This is a genomic window from Xanthomonas sp. NCPPB 1068 (assembly GCF_041479385.2).
Classification (GTDB): Bacteria; Pseudomonadota; Gammaproteobacteria; order Xanthomonadales; family Xanthomonadaceae; genus Xanthomonas; species Xanthomonas cannabis.
This window is the reverse complement of sequence record NZ_CM192986.1, coordinates 2,345,166-2,369,132: the sequence shown is the minus strand read 5'-3', so window position 1 is coordinate 2,369,132 and position 23,967 is coordinate 2,345,166. Positions and strand designations below refer to the sequence as shown.

Genomic DNA, 23,967 nt, shown 5'->3' with positions numbered 1-23,967 from the left:
ACACGCAACAAAACCCACCCGTAGCGGCCAGGCTTGAGCAACCGGTACGCGGACGCGGCAGGGACCAGCCGCATTCCGGTTCACCGGCGCCGCCCGCACCCACCTGCGAGTGCTCACGCCGTTTTGTTGGCCGCTCAGGCCGCAGCGCTGCAGGCGTCGGATGCCTGTGCACTGCCCCGGTCCGCTCGTCGACTTATCTGGCTGGCAACAAGCGCACCCGCTGAGCTGCCCGCTACGTCTTCGGAAACCGCGTGCGCGCACTGTCGCGCACATCCACGTCGAAGGTCACCTGCAGCGTCATCAGCTCGGCGTGCCCGGCGCCCGCATCGAAACGGAAGCTCAGCCCATCGCGGCTGGGCAGTTGGCGCGCATGCTCTTCGAGTACACCGCGCGGCACCTGCAATTGCCAGTGGTCGGTGGCGCAGTTGCACGCCGCATGGCCGCCGGTGAGGCTCACGCTGTGCCGCACCAGCCGTGCACCCTGCCCGCTCGGCAGGCGGCTCAGATTCTCGACGCTGCGTCCGGCGAGCAAGGTGGCCAGTTCGGCTTCGTCGATACGGAACCGCAGGTGCTGGCCGTCAATCTGGATTTTCATGGATGAGCTGACTCCACTGCTCGGGCGTATTGCAATTGACGAACGCGGCGCGTTCGCTGGCGGTGACTGCAAGGCGATGGCACTGCAGTGAACGCTGCAGGGCGCGCAGCGAACGTGACGATGCCTCGCCTGCCATCAGCCCGGCTAACGCCGTGCGCACACGGGTATCCACAGCCAGCCGCATCGGCAGCATCTGCTCCTCGAAGGTGACGCAGCGCTGCGCTGAGGGCGCCAGCAGCCGCGCCAGCAAGGCCGTGGACAACAGCGGCATGTCTACCGGCACCACCACCAGCGTGGTCGCATCGGGCACGCGCTCGATCACGCTTGCCAGGCCGCCGAGCGGGCCCAGGTCCGGTTGCGTATCGGCGATGCCGTCGTACTCCGGGCGCAGGCCGCTGACAAGTACCGTCTGCGCCCCGGCGCCGCGCAGCAGGGCCTGCATCTGCGCGATCAGCGGACGCCCATGCCAGGGCAGCAAGGCCTTGTCGCGGCCCATGCGCGAGGAGCGCCCCCCGGCCAGCACCACGCCGGTCCATGCAGGGAGCGCGCTCATGCAGTGCGCACAAGCAGACGGATGGACACGGGCCGCTTCACAACACGGGCACCGGCGCCGCCGGCTGCAGATGCCCCAGCCCGAAGACGTCCACATGGGTGGCGGGTGCGGCCGCATCCGCCTGTGGCTCCAGCACCGCCCAGACATTGGCCTGCAACAACGGCGCCACCCGAAACGACTCCTGCTGCGGCAGGATATGCACGCCCAGCACGCCCGCTGCGTTGCACTGCAGCCGGGCACGCAAGTGCTGGCGCCAGACCGGCCGCGCCTGCATCGGGGTGTCCAACGCCACGCGCAGCGCCCCCTCGGCAGGCATGCCCAGCAATCCACGCAGCGCCGGCTCGACAAAAAACCGCAGCCCCGCCGCGCTGGCCATCGGGTTGCCCGGCAACCCGACATACAACACGCCATCGCCAAAGCGCGCCAGCAGCACCGGCTTGCCCGGGCGCACCGCAACCTTGTGGAACAGCAGGCTGGCCGCATGCCGGGCCAGCGCATCGGGAACAAAGTCGTAGCGCCCGCGCGACACCGCGCCGGTGCTCAGAATCACATCTGCGCCGGCGCCACGCGCCTGCACCAGCGCGGCGTCGAACGCGGCATCGTCATCGCCCACCTGCCCCTGCCATACCAGCTGCGCCCCCGCCGCGCGCAACTGGCTGCGCAGGTAGCTGCTGGTGCCATCGCGGATCTGGCCGGGCTGCAAGGGCTGCGTGGGGTCGCTGATCAACTCGCGCCCGGTTGCGATCAAGGCCACGCGTGGCCGGCGTACCACCTTGACCTGCGCACACCCCAGGCCGGCCAGCAGCATCAGATGCGCACCACGCAGCACGGTACCGGCACTGATCACCGCGTCCTGCAGGCGCACATCCTCGCCGCGGCGACGGATATGCTGCCCCGCACGCACGTCGGCGCGCAGACGGATGCGCCCAAGGCCGGAGCCCACCTGGCTCAACACGTCCACCTGCTCGATCGGCACCACCGCATCGGCGCCGGCGGGGATGCCGGCGCCGGTCATGATCTCCCACGCAGCACCCGCCTCGGCATCGACCGCATCGGCGCCGGCGGCAACGGTGCCGGCCACGTCGTGCGCGCTGCCGGCCGCTGCACCACGGCCACCCGTGGCGATGGCAAAACCGTCCATCGCACTGTTGTCGAAAGGCGGCAGCTCGGCCGGGCTGGACAGGGTCTGCGCAAGCACCCGGCCCTCGGCCGCGGCGCTGTCCACCCACTCGCCGGCAAGCGTGGTGACCTGCTGCTGCACGAGGGCAAGTGCTTCGGCGTAGCTGATCATGAGCGAGGCACTGCCGACCGAGAGACGTGGCGGCTAGGATACCGGGCTGCAGCGTGGACGGTACAGCCGGGCTGGCCGGGTGCACGCGGAACTGCGTGGGTCGCGCGCACAGGCGCCGCGCTTGAACTTGCTCGTACGCGCTGCCTACATCGCGCGTCGCACAGTCGCGGCCATCTCCCTCACCATTACAGCGCATGCACTTCGTCGACCTCGTCGGATGGCTGGCCAGCGCCATCCTCATCGCCACCCTGATTCGCCAGATCTACAAGCAGTGGACGTCCGATGAAGCGCAGGGCGTGTCGCGCTGGTTGTTCATTGGCCAGATCAGCGCCTCGGTGCTGTTCATTCTGTACAGCTATCTGGTGGGCAATGCCGTGTTCATCGTCAGCAATGCGCTGATCCTGCTGACCGGTATTACCGGTTTTGTGTTGCACCGGATCAAGCAGCGGCGACTGGGCCTTGCTGATTGAAAGGTGTTGGCTGCGTCAGTCACTGCGCCTGCGTGTGCGTGCTTCGACTGGGGCATCGAAACACGCGCATGCAAACAAACGGTTGAACATTGCTCAAAGGCGACAGCAGAAGCCGTAGGCGAACAGCGGCACCGGCCCGGCTGCACCGCTGCATGGACATGCCAGCGTCACCGTTTATTGGCGCGCGTGGGGGACCATTCGTAACGAAGTGACTGTGGCTGGCTCCGGATGTGCGCTGCAGCGAGTGACGACTGCTTTCCTGCGCGATCTCGCTACGACGTGCCGACGCGACGCGTGCGCTTCTTCGCTGCCGCCTTGCGGGCAGGCGCAGCCTTGGCAGAAGGCGCACTACTGGCCTTGTCCTTGTTCGCCACCGCGCCTGCACCGGCAGTCTTCGCCACGCGCTTGGCAACGGCCTTGGTTGCCTTCTTCGCTACCGCCTTGCGCGCTGTTTTCTTCGCCGCCACACGTTTGCGTGCGGCCGGCGTTACCTGCGTGCCGGCAGTCGCTTCAGGCATCGCATCGGGCACGCGCACGCTGATCCAGGTCGGCGCATGATCGCTGGCCTTCTCCAGCGCCCGTACCCACTTGTCCACGCCGGCATCCTGCAGGCCCGGCGCCAGTGCGCGGTTGAGCAACAGATGGTCGATACGCAGACCGCGATCGCGCGCGAAGTGCTGCCGAAAATAATCCCAGAAGGTATAGATCGGCGCGTCGCCATGCACGGCCAGCAGGCTGTCCGTCCAGCCCTGCTCTACCAATGTCTGGTAGGCCTGGCGGCTTTCCGGTTGCAGCAAGGCGTCCTTGCGCCAGCCCTTGGGGTCATAGATATCGGCATCGGTGGGCACCACATTGAAGTCGCCGATCAGGGCCACCGGATGCGGCAGGTCCACCAGCGTCTTCGCATGGCGGATCAGGCGCTCAAACCAGGCAAGCTTGTAATCGAACTTGGGCCCGGGCTGCGGATTGCCGTTGGGCAGATACAGGCAGGCGACCACCACGCCATGAATCGCCGCCTCCAGATAGCGGCTCTGCGTGTCGCCCGGGTCCCATGGCAGGCCGCGGCGGATCTCCACCGGGTCGGCGCCGCGCGCCAGCAAGGCCACTCCATTCCAGGCGCGCTGGCCTTGCCAGATCACGCCGTAACCCGCGTCGCGAATGGCCTGCTCCGGAAACGCCTCCTGCACCGCCTTCAGCTCCTGCAGGCCCACGATGTCAGGTTGCTCGCGCTTGAGCCATTCCAGTAGATGCGGCAGGCGGCTGGCGATTCCGTTGACGTTGAACGTGGCGATCTTGCGGATGGTGGTTGCCATGGCGTGCCGGCCGGTGCTCGCAGTGGTAAACGCGCAGCATGGCGGCCAGCGCATGAAGCCGATGCTCAAGCGAGGTGAAGCTGCGCCGCGTTAGCCCGCCAGCGCTCACGTCGTGCCCACCGCCAGCGCTCTTAGCTTGGGCACACTCACCTGTATTGGATTGCCATGCGACAGTCAGCCTTGTTGATCGGTCTTGCCCTGTGCGCCAGCTGTTCGCGCAGTCCACCATCGGTCACCCCGCCGGGCGTACCGGAAAGCGCCAAGACCAATGTCCTGGAGGCCGGCGCCAAGGTACTGCAACCCAACGGACCGGTCGGCAAGCTCGACATCTATCTGGTGGGCTTCCATCCGATGAAGGACGCGCCGGACCAGCAGATGGAAGCGCATCACTACTGCCAGCAAGTCAACGAAGACCTGGCGCAATGTGCGCTCTACGACGGCAACACCGCCCGCGCCAATCTCACCGGAGTGGAGTACATCATCTCCGAAACGCTGTTTGCGCAGCTGCCCGAACCGGAGCGGGCGTTCTGGCATCCGCACAATGGCGAAATCCTGTCCGGCCAGCTGTCCGCTCCCAACCTGCCCTTGGTAGCGGAAAAGGAGCTGATGCGCAGCAAGATCAATAGCTACGGCAAGACCTGGCACACCTGGCATTCGCGCAAGGATGGCGGGCCTGGCGATACGCTTCCGCTTGGCGAGCCGATGCTGGCCTGGTCGTTCAACCGCGATGGTGAGTTGCAGCAACCGTTGATGGATCAGCGTGATCGGGCCACGTCGGTCTCCACCGCCGAGCGTCGCGCCAATCGCCAGGACCTTACCCCGCTGGCAAAGCCGCAGCACGGGGTGGACGCATTACGCAGCCACTTCAACGACGCAACAGACATCCCGGGCGTTGTCGACGCAGATGCACACGTGGCCGGCCACTGACGCCAGCAAAAAAACCCTGCTGCATCTGCAGCAGGGCGACTGATCGCTGCACGCGCGGTGCGCGTGAGCTAGGGAACAAATCCCGCACGCACGCAGCCGTCGTGTTTGTGCTTGAACATGTCATAGCCGCGCACGGCATCTTCCAGCGGCATCTTGTGGGTCAACAAGAAGCCGGACTTCAGCCGCCCGGCCTGCGCCAGCTCCAGCAACCTGGGCACATACCGCTGCCCGTGCTGCTGCGCGGTGCGCACCGTGAGCCCCTTGTTCATCACTGCGCCAAGTGGAAATTTGTCAATTACCCCGTACACGCCCAATACCGAGAGAATGCCGCCCTTGCGGCAGGCCAGGATCGCCTCGCGCAGCGCCTGCCCGCGGTCGGTATGCAGATGCAAGGCCTGCTTGACGCGGTCATACGCATGGCCGATGCCGGTGCCATGGGCTTCCATGCCGACCGCATCGATGCACGCATCCGGCCCGCGGCCAGCGGTCATTTCGCGTAGCACGTCCACCACGCTGTCGACCGCCGTGTAGTCGATCACTTCCAGGCCCAGCACGTCGCGCGCCATCGCCAGGCGCTCCGGTAGCCGGTCGATGCCGATCACGCGCTCGGCACCCAGGATGCGCGCGCTCTGCATCGCCATCAGCCCCACCGCACCGCAGCCCCAGACCGCAACCGTATCGCCGGGCTGGATATCGCAGAAGTCCGCGCCCATGAAACCGGTGGGACCGGCATCGGACAGAAACAAGGCGTCTTCATCGGAGATGCCGTCAGGCACCTCGAAACAACCCACGTCCGCATGCGGAACGCGGATATAGGTGGCATGCGAGCCGGCATATCCGCCGAACGCGTGCGTGTAGCCATATATCCCGGCAGTGGGATGGCCCAACAGCGGCTCCTGCAGGTCCCAGTTGGGGTTGGTGTTGTCGCACAACGAGAATTCCTTGCGCTCGCAATGCCAGCAGCCGCCGCAGGAAATAAACGACGGCACCACCACCCGTTGCCCGACGCGCACATGCTTCACCGCACGCCCGACCTCGACCACCGTACCCATGAACTCGTGGCCGATGACATCGCCCTTGCGCATGGTGGGCAGATAGCCATCGATGAAATGCAGATCCGATCCGCACGTGGTGGTGAGCCCCACTTTCAGAATGACATCGCGTGGGTTGACCAGCACCGGATCGGGCACGGTTTCCACGCGCAAATCGTTGACACCGTTCCAGCAAAGCGCTCGCACGGAGTAGCCTCCTCAGGAAGTGGGGTGCGCGCTGCCGCGCGCCGACGGGGTATGCAACAAGCTCGGCATCTCGCCGGCTTCCAGCCATGCACGCAGGCGGCGTAGCCCCTTTCCAGCCAGGACGTACGGTGCCGGGTTCACCAGCTTGGTCAGCAGTTGCGCGATGACCCCATCCACGGCGTACTGCAGGGTCAATGTGGCCTCGTAGCCCTCGCGTCCGCGCGCCGGTTGTACCTGCAACAAGATGTCCAGCCGCAGTCCATGCTCGCCCTCAACCTCGTAGCGCACCGATTCGCCCATGCGCGCTTCGCCGCGCCGCAGCTCGACCGCCACCTGCTGATGCAAGGGTGCATGCAGTGTCCAGCGCGACGCATGGCCGTCGCCGGACACCAGGTCTGCAGCTCCCTGCAACAGCGCTTGCTGCACATTGGCGTCGCACCAGGCATCCAGGATCTGATGCGGCTCGGCACGGATGGTCATGCTGCGCGCGATCCGCGTGCCGTCGCCGTCGACGATGACAGGGTTGAGCGTCGATACAGACATGACTTAGCGGGCTCCGCCCTTGGTGCCGGCCTGCAAGGCCTTGGCGTCGGCCAGATGATCGGCCACATGATGACGGGTGGTCTGCAGGTGCTGACGCACCTGCGGCGAGGTGGCATCGGGGATCAGCTTCTTGTCGAGCGCGGCCAGCGCATCGGTGTGGTCCTTGACCATGGCCGTCACATAAGCGGTCGAAAACGCATCGCCTTCGAGCTTCTGCAACTTGCCTAGCTCGGCCTTGGACTTGGTCATCTGCAACTTGGCGCCCATCGCCGAGGTATCGGGCTGCCATTTGGCGATCTTCTGGTTGTTGTCGGTGTGCTCCTTGACCATACGGGTTGCATAATCGCGCACGCCGCCCTGTACCTGCTTCTGCAACGCAAGGTTGGACGCATTGATTTCGCCCAGATTGATCGCGCTCAACATGCCCAGCGCCTCGCGCTCGTCCTCGCTCGGCGCGGCGGTGCCGGTCGGCTGCTGAGCGGAGGGCCTGGCGCCGGGCGCCGTGTCCTGCGCGTGGGCAGAGAGACTGATGCCGGCGCACAGCGCCATCAGGGCGAAAAGCGGGCGACGTGTCTTCATGGCAAAACTCCAGCTGGATGAGGTGCCTGTCATGCTGGGCCGCATGACGTGACTCGGTCGTCGCGCCCGCGTCGCAATGTGGCGAAGGAATGTTGCTGCGCCGCACTGCGTCCTCACACGGCATGAAGGTCGCGCGGTGTGCGTCTGGCGCCCGGCTGGAAATGGCTGAGCACCATGCCGCTGCGCGGCTGGCTCGGGAAGCGGTTCAGGGGATAACGCAGGTCCTGCACCGGCAGCACGTAGTCGCTGGCGGCCAATGCATCCACCGCCGCCATCAACAGCGAGATGGTCGGGTTTTCTCCAGGACACCGATGGTCGCGGTCGAACACACCACCACCCTGCGCGACAAAATCAAACGCGCTGCCCTGCCACTGCCGAAAACGTGAAGGGTCCAGCACATGCGGCTGTCGCCACACGCCCGGGTGGTGGTTGCTTCCATACAGGTCCAGCATCATCCGGTCGCCTTGCCGGAACGGCCGGCCGCGCCATTCGAACGGTACGCGCACCCGCCCCGCCACCATCGGAAAGAACGGATAGTGGCGACGCACCTCCTGCACCAGGTTCTGCAGCAATCCCGGCTCGCCGGCGCGTAACCGTGGGCGCAACGTCGGGTCTTCATGCAGCGCGAGCGCGGCAAAGCTGATCCAGCATGCAATCGCCACAATCGGCCGCAGCAGATTGATCAGCTCGGTCGTGGCCACGGCCTCACTCACTGACCGGCCATCGAGCTCGCAGTGCGTCACCACGGCCGCTGCAATGCTCGACTGCGCAGGGGTTTTTGCCCGGCACAGATTACGTACGCTACGCCCTACCCACTGTTCGACCCGCCGACGACCGTGCCAGCCGCGTAACCAGCGCAGGCCGACTGCACCGGCGCCGTCGATCATGGCCGCCACATCGCGTGCCATCGCGCGGCTGTCCTGCCCGTGCAGCGCCAACCCGGCCGAGCGACACGCTGCGCGATACAGACATGCTCGGCTTCGTGCTGCAGTACGACGTAGGCGCTGCGTGCCCAATTGCCGGCCTGCTGCTGCCACTCGTCCATAAAGCAGTCGACCAGGCGCGAGGTCTGCGCCGGCGATAGCACGGCCATGAATAACTGCTTGCGGTGCAGGTGCGCATCGCCATCGAGCTGCTGCACGCTGCCCTTGCCCTGCAGCAGGCGCAAGGTCGTAGGTGGGAGCGCCGCAACGCGCGTGAAGCGCCCCGGATGATAGAACGTGGCAACCGCATCCGGGCCGCGTGCAAACACGACCGGCCGCAATGCCAGCCGCGCGGCAAACGCGTCACTGCCCAGTGCGTCGCATTGTTTGCCGACAAACAGATAGCCATCGCGTAGCAACTGCGGCAATACATCCCAGTGGGGTGCCTGTGCGATGGCTGCATCGGGTGGAGCGACATCTGACAACGGTGCCTGTGGGCACTGGTGCGGCGTGGTCGGCGACGGCATCGTGAGTCCTTGTGCATGACCGGGCCACGCTGCGGTTTGCCTGGCTAGCAGTGCGTGAACCGCCGCAGCGTGCGGAACGCGGCGCATGCGCCGGCTTCACGTCTCGCCGAAGCAGCGTGTTAGCGGCGCATCGCGTCACCGGCCAGGCAGCCGGTTGGCTTCACTGCGCGCTGCGCCAGGTCTGCCTAGCGTCACTGCTTTCCGCAGGAGACCCGCCATGGCCGCCCATCGCCCGCTCGATCAACAAGTCATTCTCATCACCGGCGCCTCCAGTGGCATCGGGCTATGCACTGCACTGGCCGCCGCCGAAGCCGGCGCACGCGTAGTGCTGGTTGCACGCAGCAGTGGCATCCTGCAGGAGGTGGCCGCGTTGCTCACCGAGCAGGGGCATCAGGCCATCGCGGTGGTCGCCGACGTGGCCGACCCCGCGCAGCTGCAACACGCCGCGGATGCGGCGCTTGCACGCTTTGGCCGTATCGACACCTGGGTCAACAACGCTGGCGTGGCCATCTTCGGCTTGCTGCAGGAGGTGGACGACCACGACAGTCGCCGCATGTTCGATATCAATTTCTGGGGCGTGGTCTACGGTTCGCGCATTGCACTGCCGCACCTGGCGGCCAGTGGTGGCGTGCTCATCAATCTGGGCAGTGAGGCGTCGGAGGCGGTGGTGCCGTGGCAAGGCCTGTATTCGGCCTCCAAGCATGCCGTGAAGGGCTTCACCGACAGCCTGCGGATCGAGCTCGAACACCTCGCAGGATCGCCGGTCTCGGTGGTGCTGATCCAGCCTACCGCCGTCGATACCCCATACCCCCAGCACGCACGCAATTACATGCCCCAAGAACCGAAACTGCCGCCGCCCCTGATCGAACCATTGCGTGTGGCCGACGCCATATTGCACGCCGCCGAACACGGCGGTCGCGACATCAAGGTAGGCCTGATGGCCGGTGCCAATATCGCCATCACCCGGCTGATGCCGCGCCTGGCAGACCGGCTTTCGGCGGTGCGCGCACAGACGCAGCAAGGCGGCGCACCGGCCCGCGATCCCAAGGGAACCTTGTTCCATCCCGGCGAAGGTGGCCGCGTGCACGGCGAGCACACGGCCGGCTGATGCGGCGACGGAAGTGGCCGGTGCCGCGCTGGTGAGAACCGGCTGGCATCGGGGCCTCTACCAGGCAATCACACCAGCGGAAGCATTCGCCAGATCACACTGGATGCGCGCACGGCCCGCCGGTCACGCACCGGGATCGGCGGGCCCAAGCTGGTTGGCTGCCAAAATCTCGTCGATGCGCTTGACGATCTGCGCGGCCTGTTCCTGGGATTCGGCTGCGCCGGTGATCTTTTCGGCACGCGCATGGAACACATCCCAGAAATCGTCCGGATGCTGGCTGCGCATCTCGGGTAATTGCTCTTCCAGCTGTTTCAGTTGCGCATCGATGTCGGGGGTCATGAAGGATTCCTTATACATAAAGCCGAAGACGGAAGGCCTGGCGATCATCAGACGGAACTGCGGCTGCGCTGGGCATGCAAGCGCCTGCGCGCTACCGCGAGCGCGAAGCTGGCGCCGCACCGTCCGTGTGTGCTCACGGTACCGCTGCGGCGGTGAGCCTGATGCCAAGGCCGGTCATAGCCGGAACCGAAAGCCCAGCGTATAGGTGCGCTCCGGCGATGCGATCTCGCGCGGGAAATCGCCGCCACGACGGCCAAAGTAATTAGTGGTCGTGGTTCCCAACAGATTGGTCGCCTCGGCAAACAGGGTCAGGCGCTCATTGAGCTCGTAGTTGAATGCCACGTCCAGCCACTTCTCCCGCCCCTGATTGATCTGCTCGGGCTGGTCGCCGGAGCTGTTGAAACTCACCGCGTAATCGCCGCGCCAGTTGTAGGCCACGCGCGCAGAAAAGTGCGCGTACTCATACATCAGGATCGCGTTGTAGGCATTCTTGGACACGTTGGTCAGCGGCTGACGAATGCCCTCTGGCGAGTCGGTTTCTGCAGAAATATAGGTGTAGTTGAGCTGGCTGCCAAAGCCGGACCACCAGCCCGGCAGGAAGTCGTAGAACTGCGTGTACCCTACTTCCACACCCTTCAACGTGCCCTCGCCCGCATTGCGCGGCCGGCTGATCGAATACACGACGCCGCCGATCGGCTCGTCGGCCGCGTAGTTCTGGATGTAGCCATCGATCCTGCGATGGAAGCCGGCCACCGACAGCAACGAGCCCGGGCGGAAATACCATTCCAGCGACACATCGGCATTGCGTGATTCCACCGGGCGCAGCTGTGGATTGCCGCCGTTGCCACGTGCCGGCAGCGATTCGGTGGACTGGTACAAGGCCAGCTGCGGGTTGAGGTCGGCAAACTCCGGCCGCGTGATGGTGGTGCTGCCGGCCAGGCGCAGCATCAGGTTGTCGTGCAGGGTCAGGTTGGCGCTGTAGTTGGGCAACACCTTGTCGATGCGCCGATCGATGCTGACCGGGCTCAACAAACCATCCAGCGACTGGCTCCCCTGCAGCATGGAATCCAGCCGCGTCGCGCGCGCACCGATACGTCCATCCACCGGGATCGAGCCCATGGAAAAGCCGTAATTCACCTGCGCGTAAAGCGCGTAATTGTCTTCGCGGTCGTCGAAGAACAGCGCGGGATTCTCGTCCGGCGCATCTGCGCCATGCCCCATCGCCGAGCGCAAGCGTGCGCTCTGCTGCAGCAGCACGTCCTGATTGGCTGCGGCCCAGCGGTCGCTGGTAAACGCACGCGCACCGTCGAGCATGTTGCCCGGCGTCACCGAAGCCAGCCCAGGCACACCGCTCAACAGCAGCGGCGCACCGCTGATGTTGTTGCGCGCACCGGTGTCGCCGGAATGGTTGGTCGCCGTGCGCCTGCTGGCGCGCGCACCGACCTCCAGCGACCGCAGTGGCCCGAGATCGAGCGTGATGTCGGCATCGCCGCGCCACGCCCACTCCTCGCCCTCCTGCGCGTTCCAGCTGTCGTAGTACTGCGTCAATTCCCAATTGCCCGGCGCGGCGATGTCGTACCTGCTGCCGTCGGCCTGGGTGATCCAGGTGTCGGCTGCGCCGCCGCCGGAGCGCATGTGCAACAGCGGCGCCTGCGTGCTCATGTCCAGCGTGAAAGAGCGGTTCTTGGCGGTGCTGTAGGTATAGGCAACCTCGCTGCTCAGGCGCATGCGTTCGCCGGTCCAACGCCCGCCCAGGGCGGCCTGATAGGTATCGGAGGCGTTCTTGTGCGCCTGCGTGCTCGAGAGGGTACGCATGTCGCGCGCGACCAGGCCATCCAGCACGTTGGTGCCGGGCCGCACGCTCACCGACGCGGTGTTTTCCGGTGTGGCCAATCCGGGGAATGGCAGCCAGTAATTCACCTGTGGCCGATTGTCGTAACCGATGTACAGCGTGTCGACATACACCTCGCTGTTGTCGCTCGGCGCCCACTGAAACGAAAAATTGGCCGATTTGCGCTTGCGATCGCCGCGCGCCATCAGCCCGCCCGCGCTGTCGGGCACGTAGAGTTGCTGGCTGGGATCGACCGGATTCGGCTTGAGATCGTAGGTGCCGTAGAGCGTGTTGGATTCCTGATACGGCCGACGCTGGTACGACACGCTGCCCATCCAGCCCATCCGCCCCACCCCGGTATCGCGGCGCTGGCTCAGGGTGAGGCTGCCGTTGGGAACGGTCTTGCCGGACTGGTCGCCGCGCAATGCGCTGATGCTTCCGGCAATGGTGCTGTCCTGATCGAAATCGAACGGCCGTCGCAAGTGCACGTCGACCACGCCGGCAATGCCGCCTTCCTGAAACTGCGCGCCGGTGGTCTTGTACACATCCACGCTGCGCAGCAACTCGGCCGGCACATCGGCCAGCTCCATGTCGCGCCCCACCGTGGTGAACACGTTACGCCCGTCCAGGGTGGTGACCACGTTGGGCAAGCCGCGCACCAGCACCTGCCCCACCTCGCCACCGGCACGCGCCACCTGCACGCCGGTGACACGCTGCAGCGCTGCAGCCACGCTGTTGTCGGGCAGCTTGCCGATGTCTTCGGCCACGATCGAATCGCTGATCTCCACGTTGGACTGCTTGGTTGCAATTGCACTTTCCACGCTGCTGCGCACGCCCTTGACCTGTACCGCGTCCAGAGTGGCGGTGGGCTGCGCGGCGGCCGGCTCCGGTGCATCGGCGGCGTCTGGCGTGGCCTGCTGCGCCTGTGCGCTGCCGCTCAACGCCAGCCCGATCCAGAGGGCCAGCGGACGACGGGCAACGAGGTGGCGCGCAACAGCGTTGCGCGGGGGTGCGATGAACATGTGTATCTCCTGAGGCGGTCGTTGCGATGGCCCGCAAGGGAGCGCGTTACGCAAGACGGGGCGAACCGGGCCGGGCAAGCCGCACTGCCCTGACGGGTGCGAATTACAGCCGCGCCGCAGGCAATGCAGCGTGATCCCGGCCACGCGCACTCCTGCACCGTGACGCGGCGTTCATCGGCTTGCGCCAGCTTCGAGCAAAGCGACACCACACTGCAGCTACGGCGCCAGCGTTTGCGCGACAATGGCCCCATGAGCAGCCACGACATCTCTCCCGCCGACGCGCGCGCGCGCGCCCTGCACGGCGCCCTGCTGATCGACATCCGGCTGCTGCACGAACGCGCCGGCGGCCAGGCCGAAGGTGCGCTGGCGATCGCGCAGACCGATCTGGAAACCGCACCCGACCAGCATCTCTCCACGCCTTCGCGCGAGATCGTGCTGATCTGCCAGAGCGGCAAACGCTCCGCACACACGGCCGACGTGCTGCGGGCGCACGGGTACGGCAACGTCACCTCCGTGCTGGGCGGCACCACTGCCTGGCTACGCGACGGGCTGCCGGTCGTGCGCCCGGCGCTGCCAGCGGACGAGCAGGATTTTCTCGAGCGGTATTCGCGGCATCTACGCCTGCCGCAGGTGGGCGCGGAAGGGCAGCGGCGGCTGTCGCGCGCGCGCGTATTGCTGATCGGGGCGGGTGGGCTCGGCTCGCCAGCCGCGTTCTATCTGGCCGCCGCCGGTGTCGGCCACGTGCGCATCGCCGATGATGATGTGGTGGACCGCAGCAATCTGCAGCGCCAGATTTTGCACACCGAAGACAGCGTCGGCCTCGCCAAGGTGAACTCTGCGGCGCAACGCATCGCTGCGCTCAATCCGCGCGTACAGATCGATGCAGTGCAGACACGCGTCACCGCGGGCAATGTCGAAGCATTGCTGCACGATGTCGATGTGGTGATCGATGGCGCGGACAACTTTCCAGCGCGTTATCTGCTAAACGATGCCTGCGTCAAACTTGGCAAGCCCCTGGTGTACGGCGCGGTGCAACAGTTCGAAGGCCAGGTGAGCGTCTTCGATGCCGGGCGCCATCGTGGACATGCTCCCTGCTACCGCTGCCTGTTTCCCGAACCGCCACCGCCGGAATTTGCACCCAGCTGCGCCGAGGCCGGCGTGCTCGGCGTGCTGCCCGGCGTCATCGGGCTCTTGCAGGCCACCGAGGCAATCAAGTTGCTGCTCGGCATCGGCGACAGCCTGGCCGGCCGCCTGCTCAGTTTCGACGCACTGTCGATGCGCTTTCGCGAGATCCGCCTGCCACCTGATCCGCAGTGTCCGGTGTGCGCGCCAGGCGCGGTATTTGCCGGTTATGCGGATTACGCCGCGTTCTGCGGTAGTGCGGTTGGTTGAGGTGCGATGCGGGGTTTATTGGCTTGAGGATTACGGCAGCTTGGGCAGCACAGATGGCTGTCTTCCGACGCACCCTCACCCCAACCCCTCTCCCGCAGGGAGAGGGGCTATAGAGCGACGCGCTTTGACGGTTCAAGGCTTCAGCTGCAGAGCCACGGCACCTATGCGCACGTCTGGAGAATGCGCACCCTGCATATTCACACTCGGCGCCAGGCGCGTCGCATGCTTTGCGTCGTCCATCATCCTTCCAACAACGCGCTACATGGCCGAGCGCAGTCGATCCACGGCGCGCTCACAGCGCGTAAGGAATCACCCGCACGATCTCGCCGGCCTCGAAACGCCGCGCCTGCTCGGGCAAGACGATCAATGCATTGCTGTCGGCCGCGCCACGCAATAAGTGCGAAGCGTCGCCGCGGTGCGGCAACGCGGTCAAACGTCCGTCTTCGCCGCATTCCAGCCGTCCGCGCAGGAACTCCAGGCGTTCGTGGCGCTTTTCCCATGGGGCTGCCAACGCCGCATGCCAGACCGGGCGCGGCTCGCTGCGCCCCTGCAATCCATCCAGCAACGGCACCCCGTAGGCGATCAGCGTTGCCAGCACCGACACCGGGTTGCCCGGCAGGCCCAGTACCAGGCAGTGGCCAATCTGCCCCAGCACCGCCGGCATGCCCGGGCGCATGCGCACGCGCCAGAAGTGGATGCGGCCCAGCTCACCGATCAGCCGCGGCAGATAATCCTTTTCGCCGGCGGAGACACCGCCGCAGGTGATCACCACATCGAACGCCGCCGCCGCATCTTCCAGCATCGTGCGGATGCGCTGCGGGTCGTCCGGCAAGGTCGGCCACGCAGTTGGCGCGTAGCCCAGCGCCCGTAGCTGCGCCATCAGCATGTCGCGGTTGCTGTTGTAGATCTGGCCCGGCCCGAGCGGCATGCCCGGCTCGACCAACTCATCGCCGGTGGCCAGCACCGCGATGGTCGGGCGCGGCGCCACCGCAAGGCGCGACACGCCAAGTGCCGCCGCCAGGCCAATCCGCGCCGGTGTCAGCACCTGCCCGCTCTGTATCACCAGATCGCCCGCACGTACGTCGCTGCCGGCCAACCGCACGGCTGCGCCCGGTGTCGGCGTGGTGCGAAACCGCACGGCGCCGTCGTGCTCGTCGGCCTCTTCCTTGGGAATCACGGTGTCGGCGCCATCGGGCAGCGGCGCGCCGGTGGTGATGCGCAGGCATTGGCCTGCGCCGAGCGTGCCGGTCCAATGCTCGCCAGCGAATTGTTCGCCGACCAACTGCAACGACGTATCGCCCGCAGCGACATCGGCATGCCGCAGCGCAAAGCCATCCATCGCGCTATTGGCAAATGGCGGCAGCGCCAGCGGTGCAATCAGATCGCCGGCGGAGATCCGCCCATCGGCGCGCGAGGTGGCGATGTTTTCATCGGGCGAACGGTTGCTGGCCGCGACAGCACGCAGAATCTGCAGCGCCTGCGCATAAGGAATGCGGGAAGGATAGTCGGTCATGCCGCGCAGGATACCAGCGCGCCGCTAGCGCGTATGACGGCCGCGTCACTCGGCTATTGAAGCAGCATGCGCCTTCGAACAACGCACGCCATTGCGCGTGAACTCAAGATTTCGGCCGATCTCGATGGTCGCCAATGCTGGAAAAAGGCACATCCACGTGATGGAGATTACGTTAGCCGTTGGTCGAAAGCTCAAGCACATCGTTCAGAGCTTTATGGCCCCGATCTACAGAGCTGATCTGCAACTGAGAGCTCGACAGACCATCGAGCTTCCAACACCGCCTGAAACATTGCATGTCAGGCGGCCTCGATGCACCTACTTACCCTTGACGTGCCGGATCAGGCGGCGCTTGCGTGCGACCTGACGTTCGGTCAGCACGTTCTTCTTACCCTCGTAGGGGTTTGCACCCTCGCGGAAGATAAAACGCACCGGCGTACCGACCAGCTTGAAGCGCTTGCGGAAGAAGTTTTCCAGGTAGCGCTTGTACGACTCGGGCAGCACCTTCAGGCGCGTGCCATGCACGATGAAGGTCGGCGGGTTGGCCCCGCCCGGATGCACATAGCGCAGCTTGGAGACGTGGCCACGAATGCTCGGCGGCGGATTGGTCTCATAGGCGATTTCCAGCGCCTGATTCACTTCGCTGGTGCTGAACTCGTGCGTGGCCGAGGCATGCGCGCGGTGGATCGCCTGGAACAGCTCGCGCATGCCCGAGCCATGCAGCGCGGAGATGCGCACCGCCTCGGCCCAGCTGACGAAACCGAGCTTGCGCGATAGCAGATCTTCGGCCTGCGCGCGTTGGTAATCGCTTTGCCCGTCCCACTTGTTGATCGCAACGACCAAGGCACGGCCGGCATCCAGGATCGCACCGAGAATCGTCGCGTCCTGATCGGTCACGCCTTCGGTGGCGTCCAGCATCAACACCGCCACCTGGCATTGCTCGATCGCCTGCAGCGTCTTGAACGCACTGAACTTCTCGACCGCCTCTTCCACCTTGCCGCGACGGCGCAGGCCGGCGGTATCGATCAGGCGGTACTGGCGATTGTCGCGCTCCAGATCCACCGCAATCGAATCACGGGTGGTGCCGGGCACTTCGGAAGCGATCATGCGCTCTTCGCCCAACAGGCGATTGACCAGCGTCGACTTGCCTACATTCGGGCGGCCCACGAAGGCGATCTGCACGCGCGCCGGGTCGTTGTCCAGCAACTCGCCGGACCCTTCCTCGGGCAGGCGTGCGCCCACTTCCTCCAGCAGTTCGTCGATACCCTGACGATGCGCAGCAGACAACGCCACCACGTCGGAGAAGCCGTAACGCGCAAATTCCGAGCGCACGGTCTCTTCGTCGGTGCCATCGATCTTGTTGATGACAAGCACGGTCGGCCGCGCCAGCTTGCGCAGCCAGGCAAGGATTTCGTCATCGAGCGAGGACGCGCCTTCGCGCCCATCGACCACGAACAGCACCAGATCCGCTTCGCCAGCGGCGGCACGCGCCTGACGCGCAGTTGCGCCGGCCAGGCCTTCCTCGTCGCCGGCAATACCGCCGGTATCGACAACGATGAAGGGCTGCTGCTCGTCCAGCCGGCAGACGCCGTAGTTACGGTCGCGGGTGACGCCGGGCTGGTCGTGGACCAGCGCGTCGCGGGTGCGCGTCAGCGCATTGAAGATGGTGGACTTGCCGACATTGGGCCGTCCAACCAGGGCGACCAGGGGCAGCATCGCAAGGTCCTTATTGTGCCAACCGGAAGGCGGTGAGATCGCCGTCGGTGTTTTGTACCAGCAGAATGCCATCGACGACCTGCGGCTGCGCCAGCAGCGTGTCGCGTCCAGCGCGAGCGCGCGCGGCCAGTGCACCGTCGCTGAGTTTCAGCCAGTGCAGGTAGCCCTTGTAGTCACCGACCACGGCGTAGTCGCCCTGGATGGCCACACCGGTCAGCGAGCGACGTGCCAGGGCAGCCTGCGACCACATCGCCGCGCCGCTGCTCTTGTCCAGGCCCCACACCGAACCGGCGTTATCGGACACCACCACCACCGCCGACGACACACCGACGCCACCGGCGCCGCCGTGATCGCGCGTCCACAGCGGGCGGCCGCTCGGGCCTTCCAGCGCCAGGGTTTCGTTCTTGAAGCTGGTGGCGTACAGCGTGGTGCCATCCAGCACCGGTGCGCCATCCACGTCGGACATGCGCTCCAGCTCGGTGCGGCCTTCCGGCACGCCGATGGCCTGCTCCCACAACGGGCGGCCGTCCTGCAGCGCCAGCGCGCTCAAGGTGCCGCTGTCGTTGCCCACGAACACCACGCCCGGGCCGGTCACGATCGGCGCGTTACCGCGCACCGACAGCGTCGGACCTTCTTCGGCATGGAACCAGCGACGCTCGCCGGTTGCTGCATCGAAAGCGCTGACGCGGCCATCGTTGCTGCGTACCAGCACCAGGTTCTGCGCAATGGCCGGCGCGGCGATCACTTCGTTGGGAACCTTGGCGCGCCACTTCTCTGTGCCGTCGGCCTGGTTCAACGCAATCACATCGCCGGACAAGGTCCCGATCACCACCAGGCCTTCGCCCACGCCCGGGCCACCGGACAGGCGCTGCTTGAACTTGCGATCGTTGCGCTCTTCCTTCTTGGGCTTGTATTCCCATACACGCTTGCCGGTCTGCAGGTCCAGCGCCTGCACGCCGCCGGTGATGGCCGCTGCATACACCTTGCCATCGGCCACGGCCGGGCGCTGACGCACGCCGATATGCCCCTCGCCCTTGCCGACGCCGGTAGACCAGATCTTGTCGACCTTGACCGACGGCTCGAACTTCACCAGCTCGGCAGGTTCCTGCGCCTTCTTGGCAGCAGCATCCTTCCCGGCAAACCAGCCCTTGACCGTGCTGCAGCCAGCCAGCGACAGACCCATCACCGCAATCAACGCAACGCGCTTATACATATCAACCTGCTTCATCAAATCTGCTCCGCCGGATCGGGCACCTTGCCGCCCACATCCATCAGCTTGGTTTCCAGCAAGCGGCGCTGCGGCGAGGCCACATCCACCGTGGTCAATGCCTTGGCGTACAGCGCACGCGCCTCGTCCGGCTTGCCCTGGGCCACCAGCGCGTCGGCGCGGATCTCCAGGCTGGCGTGGTCCTGCGCATCGGCCAGCAGCTTGATCGCTTCGTCCGGCTTGCCACTTTCGGTGAGCACACGCGCCAGGCGCTGCTGCACGATCTGCTTGAGTTCGCCTTCAGCGGGCACGTCACGCAGGGTCTTGATCGCTTCGGCATTCTTGCCGGCATCGATCTGGGCCTTGGCCAGGCGCAATGCGGCCAATTCGGCGTAGATACCGCCCTTGCCGTCGTCCAGCGCCACGATGTCCTTGGCTGCTTTCTCCAGGTCCTTGCCCTGGATCGACTTCACCACTGCTTCGTAGCGGGTGTTGGCTTCCACCAATGCGGTCGTGGTGTGTTTCTGCCACCACTGCCAGCCCAGGATCAGGGCCAGGCCGAGCACCACACCGCCCACCAGTCCCGCCCCATTCTTTCTCAACCAGGAACGAACGCGTTCGCCTTGTTCGTGTTCGTCCAGCAGATCGTCGATCGCCATGCGTACTCTCGCTCCGTCATCCCGGAGGCGCGGAACATCAAAAGGGAAAAATGAAAAACCGCAGTCCGCTTCACTCGGAAGCAGGTACCACGGAGCCGTCGGAGGATACCGCAAAACGAGCCACGTTAGCGCGCTGGAACGGTTTCACATCGACGATACTGCCGCCTTGCTGAACCTGTACCGCCGACGCATTGCCCAGCACGATGCGGCCCACCTGACCTGGCGAATAACTGCGGCGTTCGCCAGCGCGGATCAGCGCCTTTTCGACCGCGCTGCCGTCCGGGGCCAGGATCTGCACCCAGCTGTCGCCGCTGAAACTCAGCGACAGGTCGCCGGTTCCGGCAGCTGCCGGCGCTTCATCGGCGGTGGCGGTACGCGGCACCGGCGTCATCGACGCGATATAGGGCGCCGGCTGTTCGCGCGGTGCGGCGGCGGGCTGCGTCGCGGCAGCGGGAGCACCGGCCTTGGCCGCAACCGGCATGCTGTCCAGCGATACCGTGCTTGGTGCCTTGCCATCCAGGTGCGAACGCGTTGCGTACCAGACAGGCACGGCGAACACCCCGGTGATGACCACATACATCGCCTTGCGCGCGGTGCTTTCGAGAATGCGCCGGGCACGCGGGGTATGCGTGTGGCTGACCAACTTGACCGGTTCGATGGGTGCGATGGTCGCCTGCTGCAGCAGCGGCTCCAGGTCGACCTGCAGCAGGCGCGCATAACTGCGCAACTGGCCGCGTACGAACACCGGCGCACCCAGGCGCTGCCACTCTTCCTGCTCCAGCGAATGCACCACCCGCGCAGGCACGCGCAGCTTGCCGGCGACCTCGTCCACGCTCAGACCTGCAGCTTCACGCGCCTCGCGCAACTGCGTTCCGCAGCCCTTTTCCTGCTCGAAAGGGTTCGGATTGGAATCACTGATCACAATGCATTGGCCCCGGGGTTAGCGGTCGCTGCGTCAGGAAATTCCTTGACCAACCGCTGTTGGTAACGGCTGGCAGCTACCTTGTCGCCTAGCCCATGCTCAATCTGAATGGCGAGTTGTAACACGGAAGCCGTTGCCGGTGCAGCCGCAAGCCGCCGCTCGATGAAGGCGCGCGCCTCAAAATAGGCTTTTTGACCGACTTCATAGCGCGCCATCGACTCAAGCGCGTAAGCGTTTGCCGGCTCAAGTTCCAGTGCTTTGCGCAAATCACGGACGGCCCGCTCGCGCTGCGAGGCCTGCAGCGCGCATCCACCAGCATTGGCCAACGCAGGCGCCTGCGCATAATTTGCGTCCTGCAAAGCACGATCGAACCAGGCGAGCGACTCGGCCGCCTGGCCATTCGCACATAGCCACGCGCCATAGTTGTTGAGGACGTCGCCACGTTGTGGTGCCAGGTCCGTCGTGCGGCGGTAGGTTTCTCCCGCCGCCGGATTACCCTGCCCTTGCTGGATGACTCCAAGGAACATCAATGCATCGACCGAACTGGGGGATTTCTTGAGAACCTCACGCACCTGCTGTTCTGCGCCAGCATAATCGCCACTCTGAATGCGATTGTTTGCCAGGCCCAGCCGCTGATCCAGGGCGATCCGCTCGCGGGTTGCAGCACTATCACGGAAGTCATAACTCGGCGCGACCTGCTCCACGGTCTTGATCTTGCCGGCCTTGGCATTGCGACCGCCGCAACCGACCGCACACAACGCGATCGCCACGGCCGCCATTAACGCGAGTTCACGCTGCCGCATCTCGATCGGCCTGCCCTTCCAATGTGCGGCGGAACTCCGCCTGACGACGGGTACGGTCCATGACCTGCCCCTTGAGCTGCCCGCATGCCGCGTCGATGTCGTCGCCACGGGTGCGGCGAACCATCGTCAGCACCTGCGCATCGAGCAGGATCTTCTGGAATGCGCGAATCTCCGTCTCGCCCGAGCGCTCGTAACGCGTACCGGGGAACGGATTGAACGGAATCAGGTTGACCTTGCCGGCGTCCTTGGACTGCACCGCATTGTCGAACTGCCGCATCAACCGGGCCAGCTGGCGCGCATGCTCCGGCTGGTCGTTGATGCCCTTCATCAAGGTGTATTCGAAGGTCACCGAGTCGCGCTTCTTGCTGCCGCGCAGATAGCGCGCGCACGACTCCATCAACTCGGCGATCGGGTACTTCTTGTTCAACGGCACCAGGCTCTCGCGCAACGTGTCGTTGGCGGCATGCAGGGACACCGCCAGCGACACGTCGCTTTCCGTGGAAAGCCGGTCGATCATCGGCACCAGGCCGGAGGTCGACAGCGTCACCCGCTTGCTGGCCAGGCCGTAGCCCAGATCGTCGCGCATCACGCTCATCGCGCGCACGACGTTGTCGAAATTCATCAACGGCTCACCCATGCCCATCATCACCACATTGGTGAGGCGGCGCTGCTGATGCGGCACGTTGCCCAGGTGACGCGCAGCCACCCACACCTGACCGATGATCTCGGCGGTGGTGAGGTTGCGGTTGAAGCCCTGGGTGGCGGTCGAACAGAACGTGCAGTTCAAGCCGCAGCCGACCTGGGAGGACACGCACAGCGTGCCGCGGCCCTTGTCGGGGATGTACACGGTTTCGATGGCGTTCTTGCCGTCGGTGCCCATGGCCAGCAGCCATTTGTGGGTGCCGTCGGCAGAGGGCTTGTCGAACACGACGTTGGGGACGAGGACCTCGGCATGCTGGTGCAACTTCGCACGCAATGCCTTGCCGAGGTCGGTCATCTGGTCGAAATCGGTGACGTAGCGATGGTGGATCCACTTCATCACCTGATGGGCACGGTAGCGCGCTTCGCCGAGCGTGTCGGCGAAGAAGCGCTCCAGTCCCTCGCGGTCGAGGTCGAGCAGGTTCTGCTTGCGCAGTTCCGGGGTACGGACAGGTACGTCCTGCAACACGGAGGGGATCACGACCTCATTCACGATTCGACTCTCTCGGCCTCAGCGCGAGACCACTTCGGTGGCGGCAAAGAAATACGCGACTTCGTTGGCAGCGTTCTCGACCGAGTCCGAGCCGTGAGCGGCGTTGGCATCGATCGAATCGGCGAAGTCGGCGCGGATGGTGCCCGGCGCAGCGTCCTTGGGATTGGTCGCGCCCAGCAGGTCACGGTGTGCGGCAACGGCATTCTCGCCTTCCAGCGCCTGGATCATCACCGGGCCGGAGATCATGAACTCGACCAGGGCGTTGAAGAACGGGCGCTCGCGGTGCACGGCGTAGAAGCCTTCGGCTTCGCGACGCGACAGCTGCTTGTACTTGGCGGCAACGACCTTCAGGCCAGCCTTCTCGAAGCGGCTGTAGATTTCGCCGATGACGTTCTTGGCAACGGCGTCGGGCTTGATGATGGACAGGGTGCGCTCCAGCGCCATGGGAAGTTCTCCGTTGGGCGGGCCACTGAAGGCCCGAGGTTATCATGAAAAAAACCCGCGTCAAAACGCGGGCTTAGGCTTCTTTGCGATGGTCAATTCTATCGTGTCGCCCATCCATTTGCACACCGCCCCCTGAATCGTGCTGCATTGCCGCATGACGCGCCTGCAACCAAGCCCGTAGACTCAAACAATCGTTTGATTGAGCCTCACCCTTACCGCATGCCCAAGCCTGCCCACTTCTCCACCAAGGACCGCATTCTCGGTGCCGCCGAGGAGCTGTTCGCCCAGCATGGGTTTGCCGGTACCTCGCTGCGGCAGCTGACCACCCAGGCCGACGTGAATATCGCCGCGGTCAACTATCACTTCGGCTCCAAGGAAAACCTGGTCAACGAGGTGTTCCGCCGCCGCATGGACGAGATGACTGCCGCACGGCTGCAGCAGCTGGAGGCAGCAAGGAAATCCCGGCCCGGCGAACTCACTGCCGTGCTTGCGGCCTTCGTCGAGCCGGCACTGGCGATGGCGCAGGACCGCCAGAACGGCGGCGCCTTCGTGCGCGTGATTGCCCGCGCCTACGCCGAAAAGAACGACAACCTGCGCAAGTTCCTGTCCGACCATTACGGTCATGTGCTGCGCGAATTCGGCAAGGCCATCGCCGTCTGCGTGCCGGGCCTGAGCAAGGAAGAGCTGTATTGGCGGCTGGACTTCCTGGCCGGCGCGCTCACCTACGCCATGGCCGACTTCGGCCTGATCAAGCGCCCGGCGGGCGTCAGCGAGGCCGACCACCGCGCGCGCGCGGCGCGCGAACTCATTCGTTTCGCGGAACCCGGGTTCCGTGCTCATTCCACACCGTAAACGCTCCACCA

Annotated in this window: 24 protein-coding genes and 1 other RNA gene; 6 read left to right on the top strand and 19 right to left on the bottom strand. The window is 65.4% G+C overall.

Going from position 1 to position 23,967, the window contains the following annotated elements; genetic code table 11:
- The first annotated feature begins 59 nt into the window (after positions 1 to 59).
- A non-coding RNA gene (locus tag ACCQ12_RS10095) (sX9 sRNA) lies at positions 60 to 132 on the top strand.
- A gap of 100 nt (positions 133 to 232) precedes the next feature.
- Here ACCQ12_RS10095 and ACCQ12_RS10090 read toward each other — a convergent pair.
- Genes ACCQ12_RS10090 through ACCQ12_RS10080 form a run of 3 tightly spaced genes read right to left on the bottom strand, consistent with a single transcriptional unit; the run spans position 233 to position 2,439 of the window.
- Positions 233 to 595, bottom strand: a complete 363-nt coding sequence (locus ACCQ12_RS10090) for a hypothetical protein (protein WP_372383502.1) — start codon at positions 593 to 595, stop codon at positions 233 to 235.
- Positions 579 to 1,148 carry a molybdenum cofactor guanylyltransferase gene (locus tag ACCQ12_RS10085; protein WP_355603146.1) on the bottom strand — a complete coding sequence of 190 codons (570 nt, stop codon included), beginning with the start codon at positions 1,146 to 1,148 and terminating at the stop codon, positions 579 to 581. The genes ACCQ12_RS10090 and ACCQ12_RS10085 overlap by 17 nt, the downstream gene beginning before the upstream one ends.
- Positions 1,149 to 1,185: 37 nt before the next feature.
- Entirely contained in the window at positions 1,186 to 2,439 is a 1,254-nt protein-coding gene (locus ACCQ12_RS10080; RefSeq protein WP_372383501.1) for a molybdopterin molybdotransferase MoeA, read from the bottom strand.
- Between the two features lie 194 nt (positions 2,440 to 2,633).
- Between ACCQ12_RS10080 and ACCQ12_RS10075 the strand changes: the two genes are divergently transcribed.
- The gene (locus ACCQ12_RS10075; protein ID WP_047695206.1) at positions 2,634 to 2,909 is read left to right on the top strand and encodes a membrane protein; all 276 of its coding nucleotides are present in this window, start codon (positions 2,634 to 2,636) and stop codon (positions 2,907 to 2,909) included.
- A 272-nt stretch (positions 2,910 to 3,181) separates the two neighbouring features.
- On the opposite strand, the gene xth is transcribed toward ACCQ12_RS10075, so the two are convergent.
- On the bottom strand, positions 3,182 to 4,222 hold the full coding sequence (xth, locus tag ACCQ12_RS10070) for an exodeoxyribonuclease III (RefSeq protein ID WP_372383500.1): 1,041 nt from the start codon (positions 4,220 to 4,222) through the stop codon (positions 3,182 to 3,184).
- Positions 4,223 to 4,372: 150 nt separating this feature from the next.
- Between xth and ACCQ12_RS10065 the strand changes: the two genes are divergently transcribed.
- Complete coding sequence (locus ACCQ12_RS10065) at positions 4,373 to 5,149, top strand: OBAP family protein (RefSeq protein WP_372383591.1); 777 nt, start codon at positions 4,373 to 4,375, stop codon at positions 5,147 to 5,149.
- A gap of 68 nt (positions 5,150 to 5,217) precedes the next feature.
- Here the strand turns inward: ACCQ12_RS10065 and ACCQ12_RS10060 are convergent, their stop codons facing one another.
- The 5 genes from ACCQ12_RS10060 to ACCQ12_RS10040 all read right to left on the bottom strand — a co-directional run bounded on the left by ACCQ12_RS10060 (position 5,218) and on the right by ACCQ12_RS10040 (position 8,959).
- Positions 5,218 to 6,387: a zinc-dependent alcohol dehydrogenase gene (locus ACCQ12_RS10060; protein ID WP_372383499.1), complete on the bottom strand. Its 1,170-nt coding sequence runs from the start codon at positions 6,385 to 6,387 to the stop codon at positions 5,218 to 5,220.
- Between the two features lie 12 nt (positions 6,388 to 6,399).
- The gene (locus ACCQ12_RS10055; RefSeq protein WP_372383498.1) at positions 6,400 to 6,930 is read right to left on the bottom strand and encodes a hypothetical protein; all 531 of its coding nucleotides are present in this window, start codon (positions 6,928 to 6,930) and stop codon (positions 6,400 to 6,402) included.
- Positions 6,931 to 6,933: 3 nt separating this feature from the next.
- Positions 6,934 to 7,509 (bottom strand): DUF4142 domain-containing protein, encoded by a 576-nt coding sequence (locus ACCQ12_RS10050; RefSeq protein ID WP_166745017.1) that lies wholly within the window; start codon positions 7,507 to 7,509, stop codon positions 6,934 to 6,936.
- Positions 7,510 to 7,622: 113 nt separating this feature from the next.
- A complete protein-coding gene (locus ACCQ12_RS10045) occupies positions 7,623 to 8,417 on the bottom strand; it encodes a cytochrome P450 (RefSeq protein WP_372383497.1) in 795 nt (264 codons plus the stop codon).
- Complete coding sequence (locus ACCQ12_RS10040) at positions 8,393 to 8,959, bottom strand: cytochrome P450 family protein (RefSeq protein ID WP_372383496.1); 567 nt, start codon at positions 8,957 to 8,959, stop codon at positions 8,393 to 8,395. Before ACCQ12_RS10040 ends, ACCQ12_RS10045 begins: the two co-directional genes overlap by 25 nt.
- 217 nt (positions 8,960 to 9,176) lie before the next feature.
- Between ACCQ12_RS10040 and ACCQ12_RS10035 the strand changes: the two genes are divergently transcribed.
- Entirely contained in the window at positions 9,177 to 10,067 is an 891-nt protein-coding gene (locus ACCQ12_RS10035; RefSeq protein ID WP_372383495.1) for an SDR family oxidoreductase, read from the top strand.
- 123 nt (positions 10,068 to 10,190) lie between these two features.
- On the opposite strand, the gene ACCQ12_RS10030 is transcribed toward ACCQ12_RS10035, so the two are convergent.
- Both ACCQ12_RS10030 and ACCQ12_RS10025 read right to left on the bottom strand, forming a co-directional pair.
- Entirely contained in the window at positions 10,191 to 10,406 is a 216-nt protein-coding gene (locus tag ACCQ12_RS10030; protein ID WP_166745014.1) for a hypothetical protein, read from the bottom strand.
- Positions 10,407 to 10,580: 174 nt separating this feature from the next.
- Positions 10,581 to 13,259 (bottom strand): TonB-dependent receptor, encoded by a 2,679-nt coding sequence (locus ACCQ12_RS10025; RefSeq protein WP_372383494.1) that lies wholly within the window; start codon positions 13,257 to 13,259, stop codon positions 10,581 to 10,583.
- A gap of 249 nt (positions 13,260 to 13,508) precedes the next feature.
- On the opposite strand from ACCQ12_RS10025, the gene moeB reads away from it, so the two are divergent.
- Positions 13,509 to 14,651: a molybdopterin-synthase adenylyltransferase MoeB gene (gene moeB, locus ACCQ12_RS10020; RefSeq protein WP_372383493.1), complete on the top strand. Its 1,143-nt coding sequence runs from the start codon at positions 13,509 to 13,511 to the stop codon at positions 14,649 to 14,651.
- Between the two features lie 292 nt (positions 14,652 to 14,943).
- Here moeB and ACCQ12_RS10015 read toward each other — a convergent pair whose 3' ends face one another.
- The 8 genes from ACCQ12_RS10015 to ndk form a co-directional block, all read right to left on the bottom strand.
- The gene (locus tag ACCQ12_RS10015; RefSeq protein WP_372383492.1) at positions 14,944 to 16,164 is read right to left on the bottom strand and encodes a molybdopterin molybdotransferase MoeA; all 1,221 of its coding nucleotides are present in this window, start codon (positions 16,162 to 16,164) and stop codon (positions 14,944 to 14,946) included.
- Positions 16,165 to 16,479: 315 nt separating this feature from the next.
- On the bottom strand, positions 16,480 to 17,877 hold the full coding sequence (gene der / locus ACCQ12_RS10010; RefSeq protein ID WP_372383491.1) for a ribosome biogenesis GTPase Der: 1,398 nt from the start codon (positions 17,875 to 17,877) through the stop codon (positions 16,480 to 16,482).
- 10 nt (positions 17,878 to 17,887) lie between these two features.
- Positions 17,888 to 19,105, bottom strand: coding sequence for an outer membrane protein assembly factor BamB (gene bamB, locus ACCQ12_RS10005; RefSeq protein WP_047695165.1), 1,218 nt, complete (start codon positions 19,103 to 19,105; stop codon positions 17,888 to 17,890).
- Positions 19,105 to 19,743 carry a YfgM family protein gene (locus ACCQ12_RS10000; protein ID WP_184440554.1) on the bottom strand — a complete coding sequence of 213 codons (639 nt, stop codon included), beginning with the start codon at positions 19,741 to 19,743 and terminating at the stop codon, positions 19,105 to 19,107. The genes bamB and ACCQ12_RS10000 overlap by 1 nt, the downstream gene beginning before the upstream one ends.
- 70 nt (positions 19,744 to 19,813) lie before the next feature.
- Positions 19,814 to 20,665 carry a helix-turn-helix domain-containing protein gene (locus ACCQ12_RS09995; protein ID WP_372383490.1) on the bottom strand — a complete coding sequence of 284 codons (852 nt, stop codon included), beginning with the start codon at positions 20,663 to 20,665 and terminating at the stop codon, positions 19,814 to 19,816.
- Positions 20,662 to 21,444, bottom strand: coding sequence for a tetratricopeptide repeat protein (locus tag ACCQ12_RS09990; protein WP_372383590.1), 783 nt, complete (start codon positions 21,442 to 21,444; stop codon positions 20,662 to 20,664). The genes ACCQ12_RS09995 and ACCQ12_RS09990 overlap by 4 nt, the downstream gene beginning before the upstream one ends.
- Before the next feature lie 10 nt (positions 21,445 to 21,454).
- A complete protein-coding gene (rlmN, locus tag ACCQ12_RS09985) occupies positions 21,455 to 22,660 on the bottom strand; it encodes a dual-specificity RNA methyltransferase RlmN (RefSeq protein WP_372383489.1) in 1,206 nt (401 codons plus the stop codon).
- Positions 22,661 to 22,678: 18 nt separating this feature from the next.
- Positions 22,679 to 23,104 (bottom strand): nucleoside-diphosphate kinase, encoded by a 426-nt coding sequence (gene ndk / locus ACCQ12_RS09980; protein WP_002812972.1) that lies wholly within the window; start codon positions 23,102 to 23,104, stop codon positions 22,679 to 22,681.
- 219 nt (positions 23,105 to 23,323) lie between these two features.
- Here ndk and ACCQ12_RS09975 point away from each other — a divergent pair, with 219 nt between their 5' ends.
- Entirely contained in the window at positions 23,324 to 23,956 is a 633-nt protein-coding gene (locus tag ACCQ12_RS09975; protein ID WP_047695173.1) for a TetR/AcrR family transcriptional regulator, read from the top strand.
- The last annotated feature ends 11 nt before the right edge of the window (positions 23,957 to 23,967 follow it).

Bases quoted from the DNA above. Each gene is read 5' to 3' on its own strand.
- ACCQ12_RS10090 (WP_372383502.1), bottom strand. From the start codon at position 595: ATGAAAATCCAGATTGACGGCCAGCACCTGCGGTTCCGTATCGACGAA.
- ACCQ12_RS10085 (WP_355603146.1), bottom strand. From the start codon at position 1,148: ATGAGCGCGCTCCCTGCATGGACCGGCGTGGTGCTGGCCGGGGGGCGC.
- ACCQ12_RS10080 (WP_372383501.1), bottom strand. From the start codon at position 2,439: ATGATCAGCTACGCCGAAGCACTTGCCCTCGTGCAGCAGCAGGTCACC.
- ACCQ12_RS10075 (WP_047695206.1), top strand. From the start codon at position 2,634: ATGCACTTCGTCGACCTCGTCGGATGGCTGGCCAGCGCCATCCTCATC.
- xth (WP_372383500.1), bottom strand. From the start codon at position 4,222: ATGGCAACCACCATCCGCAAGATCGCCACGTTCAACGTCAACGGAATC.
- ACCQ12_RS10055 (WP_372383498.1), bottom strand. From the start codon at position 6,930: ATGTCTGTATCGACGCTCAACCCTGTCATCGTCGACGGCGACGGCACG.
- ACCQ12_RS10050 (WP_166745017.1), bottom strand. From the start codon at position 7,509: ATGAAGACACGTCGCCCGCTTTTCGCCCTGATGGCGCTGTGCGCCGGC.
- ACCQ12_RS10045 (WP_372383497.1), bottom strand. From the start codon at position 8,417: ATGGCACGCGATGTGGCGGCCATGATCGACGGCGCCGGTGCAGTCGGC.
- ACCQ12_RS10040 (WP_372383496.1), bottom strand. From the start codon at position 8,959: ATGCCGTCGCCGACCACGCCGCACCAGTGCCCACAGGCACCGTTGTCA.
- ACCQ12_RS10035 (WP_372383495.1), top strand. From the start codon at position 9,177: ATGGCCGCCCATCGCCCGCTCGATCAACAAGTCATTCTCATCACCGGC.
- ACCQ12_RS10030 (WP_166745014.1), bottom strand. From the start codon at position 10,406: ATGACCCCCGACATCGATGCGCAACTGAAACAGCTGGAAGAGCAATTA.
- ACCQ12_RS10025 (WP_372383494.1), bottom strand. From the start codon at position 13,259: ATGTTCATCGCACCCCCGCGCAACGCTGTTGCGCGCCACCTCGTTGCC.
- moeB (WP_372383493.1), top strand. From the start codon at position 13,509: ATGAGCAGCCACGACATCTCTCCCGCCGACGCGCGCGCGCGCGCCCTG.
- ACCQ12_RS10015 (WP_372383492.1), bottom strand. From the start codon at position 16,164: ATGACCGACTATCCTTCCCGCATTCCTTATGCGCAGGCGCTGCAGATT.
- der (WP_372383491.1), bottom strand. From the start codon at position 17,877: ATGCTGCCCCTGGTCGCCCTGGTTGGACGGCCCAATGTCGGCAAGTCC.
- bamB (WP_047695165.1), bottom strand. From the start codon at position 19,105: ATGAAGCAGGTTGATATGTATAAGCGCGTTGCGTTGATTGCGGTGATG.
- ACCQ12_RS10000 (WP_184440554.1), bottom strand. From the start codon at position 19,743: ATGGCGATCGACGATCTGCTGGACGAACACGAACAAGGCGAACGCGTT.
- ACCQ12_RS09990 (WP_372383590.1), bottom strand. From the start codon at position 21,444: ATGGCGGCCGTGGCGATCGCGTTGTGTGCGGTCGGTTGCGGCGGTCGC.
- ndk (WP_002812972.1), bottom strand. From the start codon at position 23,104: ATGGCGCTGGAGCGCACCCTGTCCATCATCAAGCCCGACGCCGTTGCC.
- ACCQ12_RS09975 (WP_047695173.1), top strand. From the start codon at position 23,324: ATGCCCAAGCCTGCCCACTTCTCCACCAAGGACCGCATTCTCGGTGCC.